The sequence below is a fragment of the Nonomuraea sp. NPDC023979 genome, from assembly GCF_040639085.1.
Taxonomy (GTDB): domain Bacteria; phylum Actinomycetota; class Actinomycetes; order Streptosporangiales; family Streptosporangiaceae; genus Nonomuraea; species Nonomuraea ceibae.
In genome coordinates this window covers 19,166-37,814 of record NZ_JBEZZG010000016.1, presented here as the reverse complement: position 1 = coordinate 37,814, position 18,649 = coordinate 19,166, and the positions used below count along the sequence as shown (strand labels likewise).

Genomic DNA, 18,649 nt, shown 5'->3' with positions numbered 1-18,649 from the left:
GCCCAGCGGCCTGGAGGTCGTCTCCACCGCCAGACGCGGCCAGCCTGCTGTCCGTAGGACGCGCATCCGGCAGCGGGCAGCCCCCTCTGGCCACGCTCCGGCCCGGGAGATGCCTGGGCATCCCCAGCACGGACGAATACCGGCGCCGCGGTGCTCTCGGGCCTTGCGTCCGCTTCCGGTCGCGCATTGCCTGCAACCTCGCCGGCACGGTGCCGCTCTCCGCTTCCTGTCAGCCGCCGACGTGGCGGCCCCATGGAAGTTGAGGGGACAGCACTCAGGCCAATGCGGTGTCCCCCTTTCCGGCTTTTCAGCCTGCGGCACGGCGGCGTGCCCTCACAACCGCCCTCTCGCCCCCGCTCCGCGGGGTCAAAAGGGGGGCGAGTTCTGCTTGGTTCAAGATCTTTTGCTGGCGCAAAACATCTTGAACCAAGCAGAAACGGGCGGTTGTGGGTCACTTCGCCGTGCCGCTGACGGCTCAGCGCCGGAAAGGGAAGCCCGCCGCCTCGGCCCGGGCTTACCACCTTCAACCTCCTTCCGGCAGCCCGCATCAGCACAGCACAGGAAAGGGAGAGTCCCCATGCTGCCAGAGGTCCAGGCGTACTACGACGCCATCAGCAGCCGCGAGTACCGCATCGAGACCGACCGCGTGTACCGCGCCCATCCGGTTCCGGAGTGGAACCCCACCATGACCCCCGAGCAGGTCACGGCCTACTTCGAGGCGGACGACGCCCGCAAGGCGGCGTTGCACGACCTGGAGAAGACCTTCAAGCGCAAGCAGGCCGAGGCCTACCAGAAGCTGGTGACGTCCGCGGACCCGCTGGTGCGCTTCCTCGTCACCGACCCGGAGGTGCAGGCCTACCCCGATCACGCGAGGATCGCGCTCCAGGCCCTGCCGATGAGCCGTGAGGAGATGGAGGAGTTCGGCGATCGCCAGGATTGGTGCCGGGAGTTCCAGCGCCTGCTGCGGCGCGCCGAGGAGGCGGGCGTCCTGCCGCCGCCGATGCCCGATCTGGCGGACATCGACGACCTGGTGCGTGAGCTCGCGAACTCATCCGGCATGGAGCAGCGCCGCCTGCGAGCGATCGTCAAGAAGCACGTCCCGGACATCCTCGCCAGCGCCAAGGCCAAGGCCGCGGACGCGCAGGCCGAGGAAGGCGTGCCGGTCACCGTGTAGCCGCACCCCGGGGCGGTGTGGCGGACGTGCACGCGTCCGCCACACCGCCCCGCCCTCACCGAGCCTCGCTGATCCGATGTGGCCCCGCCAGGACAGCCGGATCAGCCGGGTGCGTTCGCACCAGCCCGCAGTTCTGCCGAGCCCGGCATCCCCCGACCGCCCACGGCGTCTCAAGGAGGCATCCATGACATCCGCCCGCCGCCCTTGGCATCCGCTTGCCACCATCCGGCACACCGTCATCCACTGGCGGCGCCGACTGGCCTCTACAGCCTTGCACCGACGGCGCCACCGGCTCTCGCGGCACGGGGAGCCACGTACGCTCGGAGCGGCTCTATCCGCCTCCGACCAGCTGGCGTTGGCCCTTGGCCGCTTGCTTTACCTCTACCAGGTCCGTCCGGACGATCCCGAGGACGGGAGGCTGTTGCTCACCAGCCAGCCCGGCGGCGAGCACCGGTACATTCTGCCGCTGGACACGACGCAGGCCACCCACCTACGGAACCTGGTCAGCCGGGAGGTGGCCAACATCAGCAACACCCAGCCTGGCGGCAGCAATAAATGCGCGCACTGCGGCGGCTCCGGTACCGCCCTGCCGTACTGAAGCCCCCCGCCCCGTGTCCGCGTCTCGGGCACGGGGCGTGGGCTACACCTCCAGTCCACGCCCTGTCGGCCGGGGAAACCTCGCGAGGCGCCGGCTGGCCGCCGTGTGAAGGCCAGCGTCGGGTGTGTGTCGTCTCTACTGGCCGTCCGGGACCTACCTCGCACAGCCGGGAGGCGAAGGCTCTCACCGACGGAACCACTGAACGCGACGACAGCCGATCACGGGGTATCGGCTGGCCTCTGGCGCGGGGTGGCTGGGGGCTCCGCCGCCCCCAGACCCCCGCGCGGCGGGCGTGCCAACCGCCCACCGGGCGCGCCGCGACTCTGATCAGAACGGCGGTCGGCACGCCCGCACCGGCTGGTGCCGCGCCTCTCATGCCTCACCGCTCTTGTGGGGCGCCGGGCAGCTCTATGGCTGGGGCGCTATCCCGCCGCACTAGCTTCCCGGCGAAGCTCGGCGACGACAGCGGGGGTGAGGGGGGATGCTTACCTGGCCGCCGTAGGCATGAAGGACGTGCAACAGCCGCGCCGGTGCCTGCTGGTGCCTGGCAGTGGGTTGTGATCCTGACAGGAGCCAGGATCACAACCCACTAGCGGGGATCAGGAGTCAGGATCGGTAAGCCGGTGCTCCACCATGGACGCAATCATCGAGATGCGGGTGAGCGTCGCGAACAGCGCGTAGAGCCGGTGATCATCGGCGCTCACCGATGCCGCCAGGGCCATCTGATCTTGCGCGGTCAGCCATTCCAGCAGAAGCGTGTGGAACATGGACTTGGTTTCCGGATCGAAGGGAAGATCCAGGAGTGCGAGCCGCGCCCGCTCCAGAGCTTGAGCCGCCTCGCGCCCACCGCCTTCCCTTTCCGGCATCGGGGGGAGACCGATGGGGATGGGGAGGTCGCCGAGCAGTTTGCCGATGAGGTTGTAAGCCCCGACCAGAGTTTCTGCCAGCTCCCCCAGCGACGGGAAGTCGTTGTCGTGCTCTGCCATTGAGCCTGTCCTCTCTTGAGTTTTCAACCTGCTGCCGCCGGGCTGGGGTTCCGATCCCCCGGCCCGACAAGAAAACTATACCACAGTTTTGCCCCGATTGGCGGTATCCTGGGGTCCCGCTCAAGATTCTTTTGGAGAATCCGTGCCGTGCGGGCCACCTCCGCCACGGGGCTGGAGTGTGGTATAGTTTGATGGGGAAGGCTCACCCCACCAGCAGCTTTCCGCCTCACGCACCCATCCGGACGTCGATGGGCGGAGGTCGGCCGGGAGAGGCATCGAGCCTCTCCCGGCCGATACTGCGCCCCTGACCGTCCAGCACGTAGCTGGCCGCTGGATAACCCCGCCCCGCGGAGCACTCGCCTCTGCCGGCCGAAGGAGGAGCATGATCCCGCATGGTCGGCAGGCGGTGGACGCCCAACAGGCCGCCGCAATCCTGGGCATCTCCTACAAGACCTGGCGCAACAGCGGTGGCGCAGCCCGCTACGGCCTCACGCCCTTCGCTCCCGGGCGACGCAAGCCGCTCTATGACCGCGCCCAGGTCGAGGCCGCACGCGACGGCACCCCCCTGCCTTCCTGGGACGCCCTCACGCCACACCCGGGCGACCTACTGGACGAGCAGGACGCCGCCGCAGAGCTCGGCGTTGAGTACGTCACCATTCGCAAAGACCGTTCAACCGGGCGCCTGACCGGATGGAAACTCATCTGCGGCCAGCCGCACATCAAGCGATCCGTGCTCGCCCAGAACATCGCCTCACGCCCCGGCCGGGGCGTGGGCGGCGGCCGCCCGCGCAAGACGTCTACCGCCTGACCGCACTGAGCCGCTTTCGGTACCCGCGCCGCCCGTCCGCCCGCCACTCCATACGCCCCCAAGGGGAAGACATGACCGCAACTGTTCGCGTCCTGCTCACGATCGGCGAGCACGCCGAGCTTGTCACGCCACTGCATCCGGCCACGGCCCCTCTGCGCGTGCCCGCCGCCCGCATCGCCGACCAAGCCCGCATCCCCGCCAGCGAACTACCCGGCCGCCACTTCACCGCCGCCACCGTCAGCGCCACCGACGCAGACGGCTTCACCCTCCTCAGCGATCCGAGGCAGTGAAACTCCCTCAGCTCAGATGTGAGGCCGGGCTACGGCCTTAGAATGGAAGTGCTCCCTCTGGGAGTTTTCAACCTGCTGGGACCGGCGAAGGTTCCGACCTTGGAACTCCCCGGAGTTCTCCCTTCGCCGGTCCCATCTTGCGTCCCGCCCTGATGCGGGCTCACGCGGCGCGGTTCATCGCGCAGAGGTCAAGCAGCCATCCTGACCCGCCCGTGGTAGCCCAGGGCGGGAAGGCCCCGCGCGGGCCGCGCGTGGCCGGCCACGCGCACCTCCCCTAGCTCCCACACCCCCGCCGTCTCAACACAGCGATGTTGACTTTCCGCGTTAACTCTGTCGCGGAGTGTGGCAAGCGCAGCGTCCGCCGCGCTTGCCTATGCCTAGGTGTGAAGCCCGATCATCGGGCTTCACACACCTAGGCATCATTGACTGATCTTGCTAAATTTCCGTGTTAGGCGATCTTTCGCCCGATCCACCCTCGGCCCCGTTCCCATCCGTCTCCGCGCCCGTGGCTCGCGAGGAGGTGACCGGCTCCCGATGCTGAGCATCGGCTTAGGGTACGACCCCGGGTATCTGACCCGGCAGGTAGGCAAGGGCGCCGAGAACTACTATCTGTCATCAATCGATGACGCCGAGCGTGGAGAGCCGCCGGGCGTCTGGAGTGGGCGAGCCTGCGCCGAGCTGGGCTTCACCCCGGGGGAGCCGGTCAACCCGGAGGCGTTCGAGCGGCTGTACCGGACCTTCGCCGACCCGCGCGATCCTGCCTTCAACGACCCGGCAGTGCCGGAAGATGACAAGCCGCGCCTCGGGCACCGGCCCACCCAGTACCGGCAAGACAGCGGCCGCAAGCCCGTCTACTTCCTGGACCTGACCTTCAGCCCGCCCAAGACCGTCACCCTGCTGCACGCCGGCCTGCTCGCGCGCGCGGCGACCGAGCGGCACGCGGGACATGAGGCCCGCGCCCGCACTCTGGAGTCCCAAGCCGAGCAGGTATGGGACGCCGTGATGGCCGGCAACGCCGCGATGCTGGAGTACTACCAGGACGTGTGCGGAGTCAGCCGGGCCGGGCGGCACGGCCCGAAGGTGGAAGGCCGCACCACCGGACGATGGGTAGACGCCCCCCGCTGGGTCGTGGCCAGCTTCCGCCAGCACACCTCCCGCAACGGCGACCCCCAGCTGCACGTGCACAACCCCGTCCTGAACCGGGTCCCCTGCGATATCGACGGCAAGTGGCGGACCCTGGACAGCCGGGCCATCCACGCGGTGCGGCCCGCGGCCGGCGCCCTGGCCGAGCGGGTGATGTGGGAGCACCTGGTGAGCCGTCTGCCGATCCGGACCCGGATCCGCCAAGACGGCCACGGTCTCGAGGTCGAGGGCATCGCCGACGACCTGATCGACCAGTTCTCCTCCCGGCGCGTCGAAGTATCAGGGCTGCTGGACCAGCTTCGCGGCGAGTACCTGCAGCGGCACGGACGCGAACCGTCGGCCAGAGCTCTGTTCTCCATGGCCCAGTACGCCACCAGGGCGACCAAGCGACGCAAGAGCAAGGCGGTGGCGCCGACACACGCCGCCGAACTGGACCAGTGGCTCGCCCAATCCCGCCACCTCGAATCCGGCACGCTCAGCACCGTCCCGGATCACGCCCTGAACCCCAGCCGTGATGAGGCGCAGGAACGCCAGGACGCGCGCGCTGCCCAGCTCGCCCAGCGCGTGCTCACTCCCCCGGCCCCCGTCCAGACAGACCCGGCCGGGCAGGCCGGCTGGGACGTCGACGAGCAGATCGAACACATCCTGACGAACGCGATCCGTGATGCCCAACGAGCCAAAGCCGTCTTCTCCCGCTTCGAGGTGATGCGGGCGATCAACCGGCACCTGCCCGGCGCGCTGGGCGGCCTGGAGCCGGTCGCCGTACGCCGGCTCCTGGAGGAGCTGACCGATCAGGCCCTTCGCGACAAGTTCGGCGTGCGGCTGCTCAACCTCCCTGACCTGGTCGAGGTGCCCGCCGAGCTGCGGCGTGCCGACGGATCCAGCATGTACGAGGCGCCTTGCGCGCAGCGCTTCACCACCGACCAGCAACTGGCCACCGAAGAGGCCCTGCTGGCCGCGGCCAAGCAGCGTACCGCCCCGGCGATCCCCGCCGAGCAGGTCGAGGACTGGCTCGCACCTCGCCGCCGGGCCCCGTCCGGCGGGCGCGGACTGCGCGAGGACCAGGCCGCCGCCATCGCGGGCATCGCCTCCAGCGGGCGCGCCGTCGACGTGTTCGAAGGACCTGCCGGGTCCGGAAAATCCTTCGTCCTGGCCCAGTTGACCAGCCTGTGGCGGGCCACCCAAGGAGCCGGCTCAATCGGGCTGACCCTGTCCAGCAACGCCAGCTACGTGCTGGCCGGAGAAGGCTTCCAGCAAGCCTTCAACATCCGCCGGTTCCTCACCCTGATCGAGGCCGGCAAATTCGACGTGGAACCGGGAACGCTGATCGTCGTCGACGAGGCGTCCATGGTCTCCACCGCGGACCTGGCCGCCATCCAGAAGATCGCGGCCAAAGCCAGGGCCAAGGTCGTGTGGGCCGGCGACACCCGCCAGCTGTCGTCGATCGAAGCGGGCGGCCTGATGCGGGTCCTGGCCGCCGACGCCGGCTCGCACGTGCTCACCGTGGTCGAACGCATGCGGACGCAGTGGGAGCGCGCCGCATCACTGAAGCTGCGCGCCGCCGACGTGGCGGCATTGCACGACTACGACGAGCACAACCGCATCATCGAAGGCGATCGGGAGCAGGTCACCAGCCAGCTGGTGACCGACTACCTCGGCGACCGCGCCGCCGGACGGCGGGCTCTGCTGCTGGCCCCCTCCAACGCCGACGCCGCCGAACTGTCGGCCCGGGTGCGCGCCGAACGCGTCCGCCAAGGTCAGGTCACCGCCCACGGGCTCACCCTGCACGACGGCAACGTCGCCGGCATCGGCGACCTGGTCACCGCCCGCGCCAACACGAAGATCCGGATCGGCGTCAGCCGGCGCACCCTGTCCAACCGTGACGAGCTCGTCGTCCAAGAGATCCACGCAGACGGGTCACTCGTCGCCCACCTGGCCAGCCGCCGCCATCCCGGCGGCGACCCGGCCCGGCCCGTCTACCTGCCCGCGGGCTACGTCGCCAAGCACGTCGAACTCGGCTACGCCTCCACCGTGCACGCCGCCCAGGGCCGCACCGTCGACGCGGCCCGTGCCCTGATCGACAGCCGAGTCTCTCTGCAGATGCTGTACGTGATGATGACGCGCGGGCGCCGCGCCAACCTCGCCTACGTCGACGTCGGCGTGCGCACCGCCGCCGATCTGCGCGACGGCAGCCGCTCCGCCGAACAGCTGGCCGGCCCCGACCCGGCGCCCGGCGCCCCGACACGGACCGCGCTCACCGTGCTGGCCGACATCCTCGAACGTGACGACGCCACCCCCGCGGCCATCGAAGCGCTGCGCGGGGAAAGTGATCGCGTCAGCCACATGGCCCACCTGCTGGCGATGTGGACGGACGCCATCTCTGCAGCCACCCGCCGCCGCTACGAGCAGGTGCTGGCCGCCGAACTCGGGCCGGACCTGCACGCCCGCCTGCGACAGGACCCAGCCCAAGGGTCTCTGTACGCTCTGCTGCACCAAGCCGATCTGGGCGATCACGACAGCGCCGAGCTGGTCCGCAAGGCGGTCCGCTCGCGGAGCTTCGACGGTGTCGACTCCATCGCCCAGGTCCTCCGTCACCGTCTCCGGCGGCTCATGACCACCGAGACTGAGCAGCTCTCGGCGCGTGCCTCCCGCGCTCAGGCCGATGAAGGGCCGTTGCAGTGGCGCTGGAGCGAACGCACGCCCCGCCTGGATGAGCCGGAGCTGCACCGCTTCGCCACTGAGCTGGCGGAGCAGATGGACCAGCGCATCGAGGACCTTGGGCAGCGCGCCGCCCAGGACCCGCCGACCTGGGCCCTTGACCGGCTCGGCGAGGTCCCCGCTGATCCTCTGCTGCGGCATGAATGGGTCGTACGAGCCGGCGTGGCAGCCTCCTACGGTGAGGCGTTCGGCGTTCCGGTTCCGCCCGCGCAACCGCCGGCGTGGCTGGCCGCGGAGAGCGTGGCCGCATGGCGCTCAGCCCACCACGCCCTGACCGGGCTGGGCCGCGGACTCGCACCGCCAGCACCCATCCGCGACGGCGATACCGCATCGCCGGCCATCGAGAACCTCGCGGCCGCACCCGGCCGATCCCCCGCCCCGGCGCGGCAGCACGGCCCTGACCGTGACGCCAGCACCCAGGCGCGCGACGCGGTGCGCCGCGCCAGCGCCAAACTGGCGCTGGCGCGGACCCGCTACGGGGTCGGCCTGCTGGCGGAGGCCGAACTCGACGCACGCCTGCACGAGCTCGCCGAGCAGCTCACCGCCGCCGCCGACCGGCTGCAGGCCGCCGAACAAGAGCGCGACCGCTACGCCCGGGGCGGCGGCGGGCCCGCCGAGCGGGAACTCCTGGCCACACGTGACCGGCTCGCCGAGCAGATACGCCGCATCGACGCCGCCACCGTTGCCGTGGAACTGCAACAGCGCGCGCAACGGGCGGTGACTCAGACCGCCGAGCGGCTCAACGAGCTACGCCAACGCGAGCAGACCATCACGGCCGAACTCGATGCGCTGCGGCCCTGGCAGCGAGCGCGCAACCGCGAGCTAGCCGCCGAGCTGTCCGAACTTCGTCAGCGGCAGGCCCACCTGGACGAGGTTTTGCCTCAAGCGCGCCAGCAGGCCACCGAGGTGCAACGGGAAGCGCGGCAGGCGGTCGAGCAGGCGGCGGCACCAGTCACCTGGCCGCTGGTAAGGCAGCGCTATGACGCGTTGACCCTCGACTTCGACTCCGCTCAGCGCCAGGCCCGCCTTCGTGACACCACCACCGCGGCGCAGCAGATCGAGGCCGCCCGTCACGCCCACGCCGAGGTGCGTGAAGAGCTTGTGGCAGTTCAGGCGGAGAGAGATCGACGTGCCGCGCTTCCCGCGGATCGCCGGGAAGTTGAGCAGGCCGTCCGGGCGGCGCACGCAGACCGGACGGCGCGCGCTCTCAGCGAGCCCGGGATCACCCACCCGGATAGCGGCCGTCACCGGGCGGAGAACGCTCGGGCCCGAGGCCTCGATCAGGACGTGCGTGACCGCGATGGGGCCGACAGGGAGCGCACCGCGGACTGATCCCCATCGACGTCGACGCGCGGGCCCTGATCGCATCCCGGGGCGGGCCCGAGGGCGGGTGAGGGCCTGAAGGCGTCACTGACCAGCGGGGAAATGCCGGTCCAGGACGTCGGCCCACTCCGGCAGGATGACGAACCCGCCGTGACCGTAGAACCGGCGCGCCTGCAGGGCGACCAGCTCGGCCAGCGCCGCGGCGAACGGGCCGGCCTCATCGGTGGGCAACGCCTGCAACGCGGTCCGGAACCGGGCGTGCGCCTCGGGGAACAGCTCCCGGGCCCGTTCCTCGGCCAGGCGTGCCCGCTCGGCGCCCTCCATCAGCCGCGCATGCTGGGCGAGATAGTCCGCGCAGTCCGCGGCGTGGAACTGCTCGATAGTCACCCCGTTCTCGGTCCACAGGGTGCCCACCGTGTCGTCGGTCACCAAGCCGGTGGCCCGGCAGGTCGGGCACACCCGGGTCACGGTCGCCGATTCGCTCGTGGTCATGCTCCCACCCCCCAGGCTGAGCAGCGCGCAGGCACGGGCGCGCCATCCTGGGGCTTCGCGCGGCTGGCCGCAGTCTGGGTCAGCCGCTCCGCTTCGTCGTGCAGGGCCTCGATGAGGAGCAACGCCATCATCACGTCCTCCTCCAAGCCGTCGTTCAGAACTTTCACAAACGCCTCCTGAAGAACAGACGCCCCAAAAGCTCCAAACGTTGACAACGGGCGCACCGCGAATCCGGTTACCCGCCGCGGTGCACGCTGCCCGGCGGGAAACGGCGGAAGAAGAAGCGCTCGTCGGCACCAGGCAGGATGCTGGAATGCACGCCGAAGACCATCCACATGTCCATTGGCGCGCCGGCCTCCATCACGTCGAAGCCCTGGCGGCGGTAGAAGGCGCCGAGCCCGGGCGTGGGCGGCATCGCGCCGTACAGTAGCAGGTAGCCGCAGTGCACGTAGATCTGCCGGCAGCGCCTGAGCAGCGCCGCACCGATCCCGCGGCGGCGTTCGCTCTCGGCCACCGCCACCGCCTTGATCTTCGCCAGGCCAATCGCGCCGAGCATCACCACCCGCCGCTGCGCTTCGCGCCGAGCATCCGCGCCAGCCGGAAGGACCCGCAGGTGATCGTCGGCCACGTTGATGGGCGGGTAGGCGATCAGCGTGCCGACGATCCCCCGGCCCGGATGCTCGGCGACCAGCACCAGCGCGGCATGCAGATAGGCCTGCAGCGGATCGTCGAAGTGGCGCGCGAACTGCTCGGCCAGATGCCGGTGGAAGGCGCCGGCACCGCCGCGCAACCCGCTGCGCAGGGCGGCGCCCGCGACGTCGGCCGTCACCGCCTCGCGTAGCACTTCCTCGATCCGGACGCCGGCCAGCGGCACCAGTTCGGCCAGTGCCGGCAGATCGCCGGCCCGGGCCTGCCGGATCCGCACACCGGCGGCGTCGGACCAGCCGTTGATCAGATTCTGCTCGCTCAACGCCTCGGGCTTCTTGCGTGCCCTCAACCGGCTGCCCTTGCTCACCGCACCACTCCTTCAGACGTCTGCTGCCGCAACCCCTGGAATGGGCCCGGAAGGTCCCGGGTCGTTCTACGCGCCTGGAGCGAGATCCGGCAGGGTGTAGACGGGCAGGTCGATCCCGGTCGCGCCGAACCGCTCGGCCCACATGGCGACGTCCCCGGTGTCGTCGCCGAGATCGGGGTCGGGGTCGCCGGCCACCCGCTGCGCCTCCTCCCCGCCGCTGCGCAGCGCGTCAGCGAGGTCGCGCAGCGCGGCCACGCAGTTGTAGGGGTTGCGGGCGGCCGGAGTGCCCTCGCCCGGTTTGGTGGCCTTGACCGCATCCCACATCGCGTCGGCATACAGCCACAGCGCCTGCCGGGCCCGCACCTGCCGGGCCCGGTCCACCGGATCGAGCTTCGCCAGCAGCGCCGCGTCCAGCTCGGCCAGATCATCGACCAGATCGATCATGTTGTCTTGATGGCGGGTGTCCCACTCGCCGCTGTCAGCTGCCACGCCGGCGACGCTACGCCTTGCGCAAGCTTCCCGTCTTCCGCTCTAACCAGGCGCTATGTGTCGCGGACAATGGCTCTCCCCAAATCTCCTTGGCAGCGGCTGAGCCCCACGCTGAGCAGGGCCAACGCCCCCGTTTGGGGCGCATGACACGTTTCTCACCGGCACCCCTAATCGGATTCAACGTACGGCGGAAAGGCGTTCGATGCCGCCGCGGCCAGCACCGCCGTCTCGTCCTGTCGGCCTCCTCGTGCACGGCCAGCGATCCAACGACGCAGCCGAGATGCCCGCATCACCGGCACGCCACGGACGGTGATCACACGCCAGCGGGGCAGGCGGGCGCCATGCACCGCAACTACGGGCACGGCATCTATCGGCCGGCCAAGAGCTCGCGTCAGTTCCCGGCTGACCTGGCGAGCTTCCGCTATCACCGGGCGCACCACGTGCTCGAGCGGAATCTTGCCGGCCCACAGGGTTCCCGCCGCAGCTCGAATCGTCGTGCGGCGATGCCACTTCTTCGAGTCGATGACGAACACCCCAGCCGGCCCGATCACCAGGTGATCCACGTTGGCGCGGGAGTGGGGCAGTGCGCGGTCGTGAAGCACGATGTAGCCGGCCAGCTCCAGCGCTCGGAGCCGGCGGGCGGTGGCCCGCTCGCCGGCCGCGCCCTTGCGCCAGGCCGCCGCCGGAGAGTGCGCCCGCCGATGACGCACCAGGTCGCCCAGGACAGCCAGGCCCGCGGCGATCAGCCCAGCCCATTCAGTCCAGAGCCACCCCACCGCCACGGCGGCGACGACCGCGATCGCCAGCCGAGTCAGCCAGCGGCGAGCACGCCCTGCCGCCCGCAAGGATCGGTAGCGGCGTTTGGCCGACGTGCCGGCCGATGACTTGGGCAAGGCCATGACGACCTCCTCCGTCATTCTGCGCCTGTTCGCTCAGCATGACGTTCGCCGAAACTCTCGTAAAGCAGGCCGCACCTGGGCGGATACAACCCCGTCACGAGAGCTGGGCCAGCACCTTGAGCGAAAGACCAGCTGCCCATCCCCGTACGATCATCGCGGGATGGATGAATCGCCTATGATGTGACGCGCGGGGGCCACCTCCTCGTGTGACGACAACAAGGTGTTCATGACCTGGTGACCGTCTGGAGCGCCCCTTTCCAGGGCCGCTCGGGGCGCCGCGCCTCTCTGTCGGGACGGTCTTAACGGGGCAACCCGCCGGGACATGAATGCGCGAGTGGTCGGTGAGAGGTACGTCGCATTGCCGTAGACCCACCTGCGTCACCGAGAGGACGTCGTGCATCGCGGCCGCTGCTCGGCTAGGGGTGGTCCTCGCCCTGAGTGTCTGGCCCGCCATAGCGGCGGGCCAGACGCTTTTCAATGATGTTCAAGGCCTCCTGCGGGCGCATCCCCTCCGCCAGCAACGCTGCGAGTTCGTTGCGCTGCTCGCGCAGCAGCCGGCCGAGCAGCTGGGCGGCACGATCGCGGTACTTGTAGCGAGGCAGTCCATCCTCATCGGCCAGCGCCTCCTGGAGCCGGCGCTCGGCTTCTTCGGCGCCGACTCCCTCCGCCTTGAGGTTCTCCAGGAACTTCAGCTCCTTGAAGTGAACCTTGCCAAGGATGCGCTCGCTCCAGCGGCGTGAACTGCTCTCGGCCACCCGCATGCGGGCAGCCTTGACACGGCTGCTGGTCGCACGCAGTTCCGCAGCGGCGGTCTCGACCATGGCGGTGGCTGCCGCCCGGGCGCGCGGGTTATCGGCCACGGCGACCTGCTGCTGAGCGTCGGTCATGATCCGGGTGACGGCCTCGTGGGTGTACTCCACCAGGTCGATGTCGCGGAAGATGCGCCGGGCAGAGGGGTCGGGCTTACGCGCCATCTCGCGCAAGTAGAGCAGCACATCGCGCAGGAAGCCTGGACCGTCGACCTCCGCCATCTCGATCAGGGCGTCGCGCTGGTGCCGCTCGTTGTCGGTGAGCTCGCGCGGCGGCCGACCTGCCATGATAAGCACCTTCCTGTCATGCCCGGGGGGTCGCTGCCCCTTGTGGTGGCCTCCAGTGTAGAGGCAGGTGCCAGGATGGCGTGATCCACTACCCTCCCCTATGCTGTAAGCACGGCTACAAACGTCGGGGGTGGTGTGATCCCCTCGACGTCGCACCACCACGAGCCCAACGCGACCTGGGCCGGACAGGAGCACGATGAGTGATCCCACGACATGGCCGATTCCCGATCTCAACGCTGCACGAGGCCGGCTTCACCCGGCTCAGGTCCGAGCGTTGCTCAGACCGATCGACCCGGGCCGAGTCATTGAGGTAGACGGGCATCCAGCCACCGCAGGCCAGGACATCAAGGCGCACCTGACAAGGATCTTCGGCTTCGGCGGATGGGACTACTACTCCCACGCTGTGCTGGACTATTGCGAACCATCCCGGATGGACGGAGGTGCTACGGGGCACTTCGACGCCGTCGCCACCGGGCACGTGCGGCTCGTGATCAGGAACTGGGATGGCCTGCTGGTCGCGGTGGTCGATGAGGAGAACGTGGCTGAGGCCGCAGCCGAGCGCGGCCGGGCCCGAGCCATCCGGCTGGCCAAGACGTCGGCGATCACCCTGGCTCTCAAGCGGGCGGCGGCGGCACTGGGTGATCAGTTCGGGTTGAGCCTGTACAACGGCGGCGATCTGCGGCCGATCGTCCGTAAGACCCTGGAGACGGAGCTCGCCAGACACGACGGCGGCGGCGCCGAAGACGGGCCGGAGACGGATCTACTGGAGGGGACGCCGCCGCAACTGGCCGATGAGATGCCCGGTGCGGACCCTGACGACCCATCCGAGATTGCCCGGCTGCGCGCCTTCGTTGCCGCGCAGAGTTCCCGTGACGAGGCAGAACCCGGCGCCACCGAGCACGTCGAGCGGAGCGAGGATGAGCAGCGCACCCTCCTGCTGGCCGAACTGGAATGGATGGGGCGGCAGGCGCCCCGGCTGCCGGTGGCCATACGGACCCGGCTGGAGGGTGCGGAACCGGCTGAGGTCCCTGTGCGGGATCTGGCGGACCTGCTGATCCCGATGCGGCACATGGTGGTCCTGCAACTGCGGCTGCGTGGCCATCATGTCGCCGCCGACCGCTATCAGGCCCGAAGCGACGTTGCCCCGCTGGAGGAGCTGCTGGCTTGCGATCCGGATTCGTTGATCGAATGATGTAGCAGCAGGAACGCCGTCGCGCTGGTGGAGACGCTGGCGGGCCCACGCCGAACAGGGCCCGCCGGCATCGCACCGGGCCGGATGGAGCTCGCGGCGGCCCAAAAGTTGAGGACCGCTCGGCCTCTGGCGAGAGGGGGTTGTCATAGAGTGTTGTCGACCTGCACTCTAGTCACACAGCTTCATCCAACGCCGTAAGTACCACTACAAACACATATCGGGGCGCTGCCGTCCCCTGTCCCAGCCGTTGTGGACGAAGGATTCAGCAGCAGGCCCCACCCTGCAGATCGGCCCGCCTTGCGACCCGGGCCAGACAGGAAATGCGTATGCGACCTCCTCGTGGCAGACGCCACGCCGCCATTCACAATGCTGCCCGCGACCTGCTGCAGTCAGGATGGCGCGGCGACAGCGTCCTGTGCCGGTGCGGCGTGGCTCAAGCGGCCCATTCGGGCGATCGGCATACCGGCGGACATCAGCCGACCGGGTGCAGCCGCTTCGCACGGGACCCGGCCGAGCAGGCTGCAGAGCAGATGCTCGCGGCCGCATCCTCCAACCCGATACACGACCTGGCCACGGTCTATGCGTTGTCCAGCCCAGCTCGCAAGGCCCTGCACGCCTCCGACGCAGGAGCCTGCCCGCGCTCGATCTGGTACCGCATCAACCCGCCGCCCGGCTTCGTTCCGGCACCCACGACCGAGGACGAGGCCACGCTTGGCTCCGCCCTGCACGCCGAGATTGCCGCCGCCCGCGCTCACCTGTACCCGTGGCGCGAGTACGAGCAGCCGGTCACCATTCCCGGTATCGCTGAGGAACCCTCCCGAATCGACCAGTACGACGAGCCGCTCGGACGCATCACCGACTGCAAGAGCTGCGGTAGCTGGAAATGGGACATGGTCGAGGCCCAGCCGTGGCGAGGCGACGTCGACCAGCTGCTGGCCTATGGCTACGCCAAGACCTGCGAGGGCAAGTTGGTCGCCGAGCTGGAGCTGGAGTACATCCACCGGGAGACCGGCCAGGTACGCCGCTACCTGATCCCCTACGATCACGCCGCAGCGTCCGCTGTGGTCGGCAGATTGCGCGCCATGGCCGCCGCCCTGGATGCCGGATTGGAGCTGCCGCGCGGTGAGGACTACACCGGCCCGGCGACCAACGGCATCTGCCGTGAGCGCTGCCGTGGGCGGCTGCACTGCTGGAACGTCGAGGCGGCCGAAGCCGCTGGCCGCTCGCCGGAGTCTTACACGATCTGCGGCGCGGACCCCGCCGCACCCGCTAATCAGCCGATCACCGCGTGGGCGCTGGCCCGCTACCGGGAAGTCGACGACGCCCGCAAGGCCACGCGCCGGGACTATGACCGGTTCCGCGAGCTGCTGCGCGGCATCCCCGACGGCCATTACAGGGCCGCCGACGGCACCGTGTGGTCCTACACCGATGCCTCCCGCCCCTCGCGCAACACCACAAGGTGGCAAGCGGCGATCAGCCGCGTATGGCTGGACTGGCTGGAGTCCCCCGACCGGGATCCTGCCGTGCTCGTCGAGCGCCTGTTGCGCGTGCGGGTGGGCCGCAAGTACGAGTTCCGGCCCACCGTCACTCCCGTCGCCCCAGCCGCTCCCCGCCCGATCGCCGTTCTGGTGAAAGTCCCGGCGGCATGACCACTCGGAGTGGGACACCCGCGATGAAGCCCGGCCCCACGAAGGACGCCGCGCTGGCGGTGCCAAGCCCGTATGCGGACGACAGCTCCGCGTCCCGGGTGGCCAGCCAGACGGACCTGTTGACCCGCGTCACCGGGGCGAACCTTGTCCACCCTAGGCGCGGCAGGTGCTCATGGTTTCTCCTCCGCCAACCATCTGGTGGCCACCTGGGCGCGATGTCTGATGTGCAGGGTCTGCGCCGTCTGCACACTCTGGTGCGGGTTGCGTGCAAACCGGCGCGCCGTCCATCACCTGGACCTCAGGGCCGCTGTGGTGCCAGCCACACCAATGAAAATGAGGAAGGGTGGCGGCAGGTCAACCGCCGAGCGCCAACTCGGTTGTCAACCAACTGCCACCACCCCGCGATTCCTCGCTGGCGGTCACCGCCGAGGCTTCACCCCCCGAGCGGCCACCCGACCCCCACCAGACTCTCTCGACAAGGACTACGCGAAATGTCTGATCTGATGAGAGGTGTGTTCAGCGTACCCGGAAACGGCCGCGCTCCACACCCCGACATGCCGGAATCCCCCGTTTGTCCCCGTACGGACGCACCTGTTCGGGCCGCCACCCACCGTCAGCCGGCGCGGCTTCCGCACGAGCTCAGAACGTGCCCGCTCATGCTGCGGGCGCCGCACACCAGCAGATCCACGGCCGCCGACCTGACCGACCACATCGGCACTGACGCCACGAGGCAGACCCTCCGGATGGCATCGACCCTGGCCGATGCCATCAAGACCGACCTTATCGCGGCGGTGACGCCATGACCTCCAAGCGCGATTTCAGCGAGGGCGGCCGAATCGAGGTCGACGGGCCTGACGGCTTCCGGATGATCCCGGACACCATGCTGTTCAACCCCAGCATCCAGCCCCTCGACATCCGGATCTACGGCATCTTGCTGTGGTTCGCCTTCCGCGTCGACCGCAGCGAGCGCAAGTTTCCGGGCCGTCGCAGGCTCGCCGAGATACTCGAGATCAAGAGCGTCCGCACGATCGACAGTGCGCTTGAGCGGCTTCAGGCCGAGGGCTATCTGACGATCACGCCGCAGTTCGCGCCCGACGGCTCGCAGGACAACAACCGGTACAAACTCCACTTCAACCCGCTACCTCCGGGCGAGCGCCAATACCGACCAAAGAAGAACAAGCCGGACGCGACCAAGGCATCCGCGGAGGGGGCGCAACAGATTGCACCGGGGGCCGAGGGGGCCGGAACCGAGAGGGTGCAGTCAGATGCACCGCCCAGGGAGGGCGCAACAGATTGCACCCCTAGGGGCGCAACAGATTGCACGGGGGCGGTGCAACCAGAAGCTCACCTAAAGAGAAACCACTTCCAGAAAGGGTTGAAAGGTTCGGACTCCTTCGCTAACGCTCAGGAGTCCGCCGCGCAGCCCGATGGCCAGCAGGTCATCGATGGCATACCCGAGCCGCAGGCCGCCGCGGACGAGCACGAGTCACCCAACGACGCCAAGACCGGCAAGGAGCTGCCGCCGCTGACAACCCCGCCCACCAGCCGAGACGAGGCCCTGCCGTACGCGAAATGGCTGGCCTCGTGGTGGCTCCAAAAACTCGCCGACAACAACATCACCGTCATTGACCGATCACGCAAAGCCACATCCGGATCCAAGCGCACGCCGTTCTGGGTGCTCACCGACGGCCTGTTCGTGCCCGCCCTGATCTCCAAGGCAACGCCCAAGCAGATCCAGGCCGCGATCCAGACCGCGTTCCACAGCTCCAAGAACACGGTCCCGACCTGGGGAGCGTTCGAGCGCGCCTTGCACCAAGTACAGGGCACTGTCCCCGACGACCGCTACAGCCGGTACGGCCGCCAAGCCCCCCGCGTCCACATCGACGACGTCGACCAGGCCGAGCGCGACCGGATCGCCGCCGCGTTCGGCGAGCCCCCCACGACGGCTGGAGGCAGCCGATGACCGCCCCCGCGCGCCAGTCCCGCCACGTCCCCGTCAACCAGATCGAATCGACCACGACGAGCACCGCGGACGTGGCGCCGCTGATCGGCCGCATGCCCGAGCACGTCCGCGCGCTGGCCCTCGGCCGACGCAAGCCGACACCCGACGAGATCCAGAGAACCGATGTCAGCGGGAAGCGCGCCGACCAGGAAGAGTTCGACGACGCCCAGCGGCGACGCGAGGCCGGCCGCGCCCGGCTATGGCACCGGCGCTGCCCGCCGAAGTACCGGGACGCGTCCCTGGACAGGCTGCATCCCCAGCAGGACCCGACCGGGACGCACATCACCAGCCGGACCAAGGTCGAGAACGCCATCACCAGCTGGCTGGACGGCCCCCACCTCCAGCTGCTCATGCGCGGCCCCAGCCGCCACGGCAAGAGCTACAGCGCGTACGCGATCGGCAACGCTGCCCGAGCCCGCGGCCTGTACGTCAGCGCCTGGTCCATGCCGGTGCTCAACAAGGCGCTGCGCGGTACGTTCGGCGAGAAGGAGGAGCAGGCCGCATGGGACGAGGTCCGGGACGCCGACATCCTGCTCGTCGACGATGTCGGCCAGGAAAGCATCACTGAATGGACCAAGGAACAGCTCTATGTGATCGCCGAGCACCGGCTGGCCAACGAAGGCCGCCTGGTCACCACCACGAACTACACCTACAGCAAGCTGGTCGAACTCTACGGCGACCCGCTCGTGGAGCGGCTCATTGAGGACGCGGTCATCGCCGTCATCGAGGGACAGAAGCTCGCACAGTTCGACGTCGACCCGTTCTAGATCCGCC

General features: G+C 69.3%; 17 protein-coding genes. 10 read left to right on the top strand and 7 right to left on the bottom strand.

The window, feature by feature from the left end; genetic code table 11:
• Nucleotides 1-577: 577 nt before the first annotated feature.
• Both AB0G11_RS26090 and AB0G11_RS26085 read left to right on the top strand, forming a co-directional pair.
• On the top strand, nt 578-1,174 hold the full coding sequence (locus tag AB0G11_RS26090) for a hypothetical protein (protein WP_357588785.1): 597 nt from the start codon (nt 578-580) through the stop codon (nt 1,172-1,174).
• A gap of 184 nt (nt 1,175-1,358) precedes the next feature.
• Entirely contained in the window at nt 1,359-1,772 is a 414-nt protein-coding gene (locus tag AB0G11_RS26085) for a hypothetical protein (RefSeq protein ID WP_357588783.1), read from the top strand.
• Between the two features lie 599 nt (nt 1,773-2,371).
• Here the strand turns inward: AB0G11_RS26085 and AB0G11_RS26080 are convergent.
• Entirely contained in the window at nt 2,372-2,758 is a 387-nt protein-coding gene (locus AB0G11_RS26080; protein WP_357588781.1) for a hypothetical protein, read from the bottom strand.
• 382 nt (nt 2,759-3,140) lie between these two features.
• Here AB0G11_RS26080 and AB0G11_RS26075 point away from each other — a divergent pair, with 382 nt between their 5' ends.
• From AB0G11_RS26075 to mobF, 3 genes are all read left to right on the top strand, one after another.
• Nucleotides 3,141-3,566 carry a hypothetical protein gene (locus tag AB0G11_RS26075; protein ID WP_357588779.1) on the top strand — a complete coding sequence of 142 codons (426 nt, stop codon included), beginning with the start codon at nt 3,141-3,143 and terminating at the stop codon, nt 3,564-3,566.
• Nucleotides 3,567-3,637: 71 nt separating this feature from the next.
• Nucleotides 3,638-3,856: a hypothetical protein gene (locus AB0G11_RS26070; RefSeq protein ID WP_357588777.1), complete on the top strand. Its 219-nt coding sequence runs from the start codon at nt 3,638-3,640 to the stop codon at nt 3,854-3,856.
• A 534-nt stretch (nt 3,857-4,390) separates the two neighbouring features.
• Nucleotides 4,391-9,049, top strand: a complete 4,659-nt coding sequence (mobF, locus tag AB0G11_RS26065) for a MobF family relaxase (protein ID WP_357588775.1) — start codon at nt 4,391-4,393, stop codon at nt 9,047-9,049.
• 75 nt (nt 9,050-9,124) lie between these two features.
• On the opposite strand, the gene AB0G11_RS26060 is transcribed toward mobF, so the two are convergent.
• From AB0G11_RS26060 to AB0G11_RS26035, 6 genes are all read right to left on the bottom strand, one after another.
• On the bottom strand, nt 9,125-9,532 hold the full coding sequence (locus AB0G11_RS26060; RefSeq protein WP_357588774.1) for a hypothetical protein: 408 nt from the start codon (nt 9,530-9,532) through the stop codon (nt 9,125-9,127).
• Nucleotides 9,529-9,699, bottom strand: a complete 171-nt coding sequence (locus tag AB0G11_RS26055; protein WP_357588772.1) for a hypothetical protein — start codon at nt 9,697-9,699, stop codon at nt 9,529-9,531. Before AB0G11_RS26055 ends, AB0G11_RS26060 begins: the two co-directional genes overlap by 4 nt.
• A 68-nt stretch (nt 9,700-9,767) precedes the next feature.
• Nucleotides 9,768-10,547 (bottom strand): GNAT family N-acetyltransferase, encoded by a 780-nt coding sequence (locus tag AB0G11_RS26050; RefSeq protein ID WP_357588770.1) that lies wholly within the window; start codon nt 10,545-10,547, stop codon nt 9,768-9,770.
• Between the two features lie 66 nt (nt 10,548-10,613).
• Nucleotides 10,614-11,036 carry a hypothetical protein gene (locus AB0G11_RS26045; RefSeq protein ID WP_357588768.1) on the bottom strand — a complete coding sequence of 141 codons (423 nt, stop codon included), beginning with the start codon at nt 11,034-11,036 and terminating at the stop codon, nt 10,614-10,616.
• Between the two features lie 167 nt (nt 11,037-11,203).
• The gene (locus AB0G11_RS26040) at nt 11,204-11,935 is read right to left on the bottom strand and encodes a nuclease-related domain-containing protein (protein ID WP_357588766.1); all 732 of its coding nucleotides are present in this window, start codon (nt 11,933-11,935) and stop codon (nt 11,204-11,206) included.
• Nucleotides 11,936-12,351: 416 nt separating this feature from the next.
• On the bottom strand, nt 12,352-13,032 hold the full coding sequence (locus tag AB0G11_RS26035) for a hypothetical protein (RefSeq protein WP_357588764.1): 681 nt from the start codon (nt 13,030-13,032) through the stop codon (nt 12,352-12,354).
• A 196-nt stretch (nt 13,033-13,228) separates the two neighbouring features.
• Between AB0G11_RS26035 and AB0G11_RS26030 the strand changes: the two genes are divergently transcribed.
• The 5 genes from AB0G11_RS26030 (at nt 13,229) to AB0G11_RS26010 (ending at nt 18,642) form a co-directional block, all read left to right on the top strand.
• Nucleotides 13,229-14,224: a Rad52/Rad22 family DNA repair protein gene (locus AB0G11_RS26030; protein WP_357588762.1), complete on the top strand. Its 996-nt coding sequence runs from the start codon at nt 13,229-13,231 to the stop codon at nt 14,222-14,224.
• 428 nt (nt 14,225-14,652) lie between these two features.
• Entirely contained in the window at nt 14,653-15,873 is a 1,221-nt protein-coding gene (locus AB0G11_RS26025; RefSeq protein ID WP_357588760.1) for a hypothetical protein, read from the top strand.
• A 656-nt stretch (nt 15,874-16,529) separates the two neighbouring features.
• Complete coding sequence (locus tag AB0G11_RS26020; protein ID WP_357588758.1) at nt 16,530-16,676, top strand: hypothetical protein; 147 nt, start codon at nt 16,530-16,532, stop codon at nt 16,674-16,676.
• On the top strand, nt 16,673-17,836 hold the full coding sequence (locus AB0G11_RS26015; protein ID WP_357588756.1) for a hypothetical protein: 1,164 nt from the start codon (nt 16,673-16,675) through the stop codon (nt 17,834-17,836). The genes AB0G11_RS26020 and AB0G11_RS26015 overlap by 4 nt, the downstream gene beginning before the upstream one ends.
• Entirely contained in the window at nt 17,833-18,642 is an 810-nt protein-coding gene (locus tag AB0G11_RS26010; RefSeq protein ID WP_357588754.1) for an ATP-binding protein, read from the top strand. The genes AB0G11_RS26015 and AB0G11_RS26010 overlap by 4 nt, the downstream gene beginning before the upstream one ends.
• The last annotated feature ends 7 nt before the right edge of the window (nt 18,643-18,649 follow it).

Excerpts from the sequence above, each read along its gene's own strand:
- AB0G11_RS26090 (WP_357588785.1), top strand. The coding sequence starts at position 578 with ATGCTGCCAGAGGTCCAGGCGTACTACGACGCCATCAGCAGCCGCGAG.
- AB0G11_RS26040 (WP_357588766.1), bottom strand. The coding sequence starts at position 11,935 with ATGGCCTTGCCCAAGTCATCGGCCGGCACGTCGGCCAAACGCCGCTAC.
- AB0G11_RS26075 (WP_357588779.1), top strand. The coding sequence starts at position 3,141 with ATGATCCCGCATGGTCGGCAGGCGGTGGACGCCCAACAGGCCGCCGCA.
- AB0G11_RS26060 (WP_357588774.1), bottom strand. The coding sequence starts at position 9,532 with ATGACCACGAGCGAATCGGCGACCGTGACCCGGGTGTGCCCGACCTGC.
- AB0G11_RS26015 (WP_357588756.1), top strand. The coding sequence starts at position 16,673 with ATGACCTCCAAGCGCGATTTCAGCGAGGGCGGCCGAATCGAGGTCGAC.
- AB0G11_RS26020 (WP_357588758.1), top strand. The coding sequence starts at position 16,530 with ATGCTGCGGGCGCCGCACACCAGCAGATCCACGGCCGCCGACCTGACC.
- AB0G11_RS26080 (WP_357588781.1), bottom strand. The coding sequence starts at position 2,758 with ATGGCAGAGCACGACAACGACTTCCCGTCGCTGGGGGAGCTGGCAGAA.
- AB0G11_RS26030 (WP_357588762.1), top strand. The coding sequence starts at position 13,229 with ATGAGTGATCCCACGACATGGCCGATTCCCGATCTCAACGCTGCACGA.
- mobF (WP_357588775.1), top strand. The coding sequence starts at position 4,391 with ATGCTGAGCATCGGCTTAGGGTACGACCCCGGGTATCTGACCCGGCAG.
- AB0G11_RS26085 (WP_357588783.1), top strand. The coding sequence starts at position 1,359 with ATGACATCCGCCCGCCGCCCTTGGCATCCGCTTGCCACCATCCGGCAC.
- AB0G11_RS26070 (WP_357588777.1), top strand. The coding sequence starts at position 3,638 with ATGACCGCAACTGTTCGCGTCCTGCTCACGATCGGCGAGCACGCCGAG.
- AB0G11_RS26010 (WP_357588754.1), top strand. The coding sequence starts at position 17,833 with ATGACCGCCCCCGCGCGCCAGTCCCGCCACGTCCCCGTCAACCAGATC.
- AB0G11_RS26035 (WP_357588764.1), bottom strand. The coding sequence starts at position 13,032 with ATGGCAGGTCGGCCGCCGCGCGAGCTCACCGACAACGAGCGGCACCAG.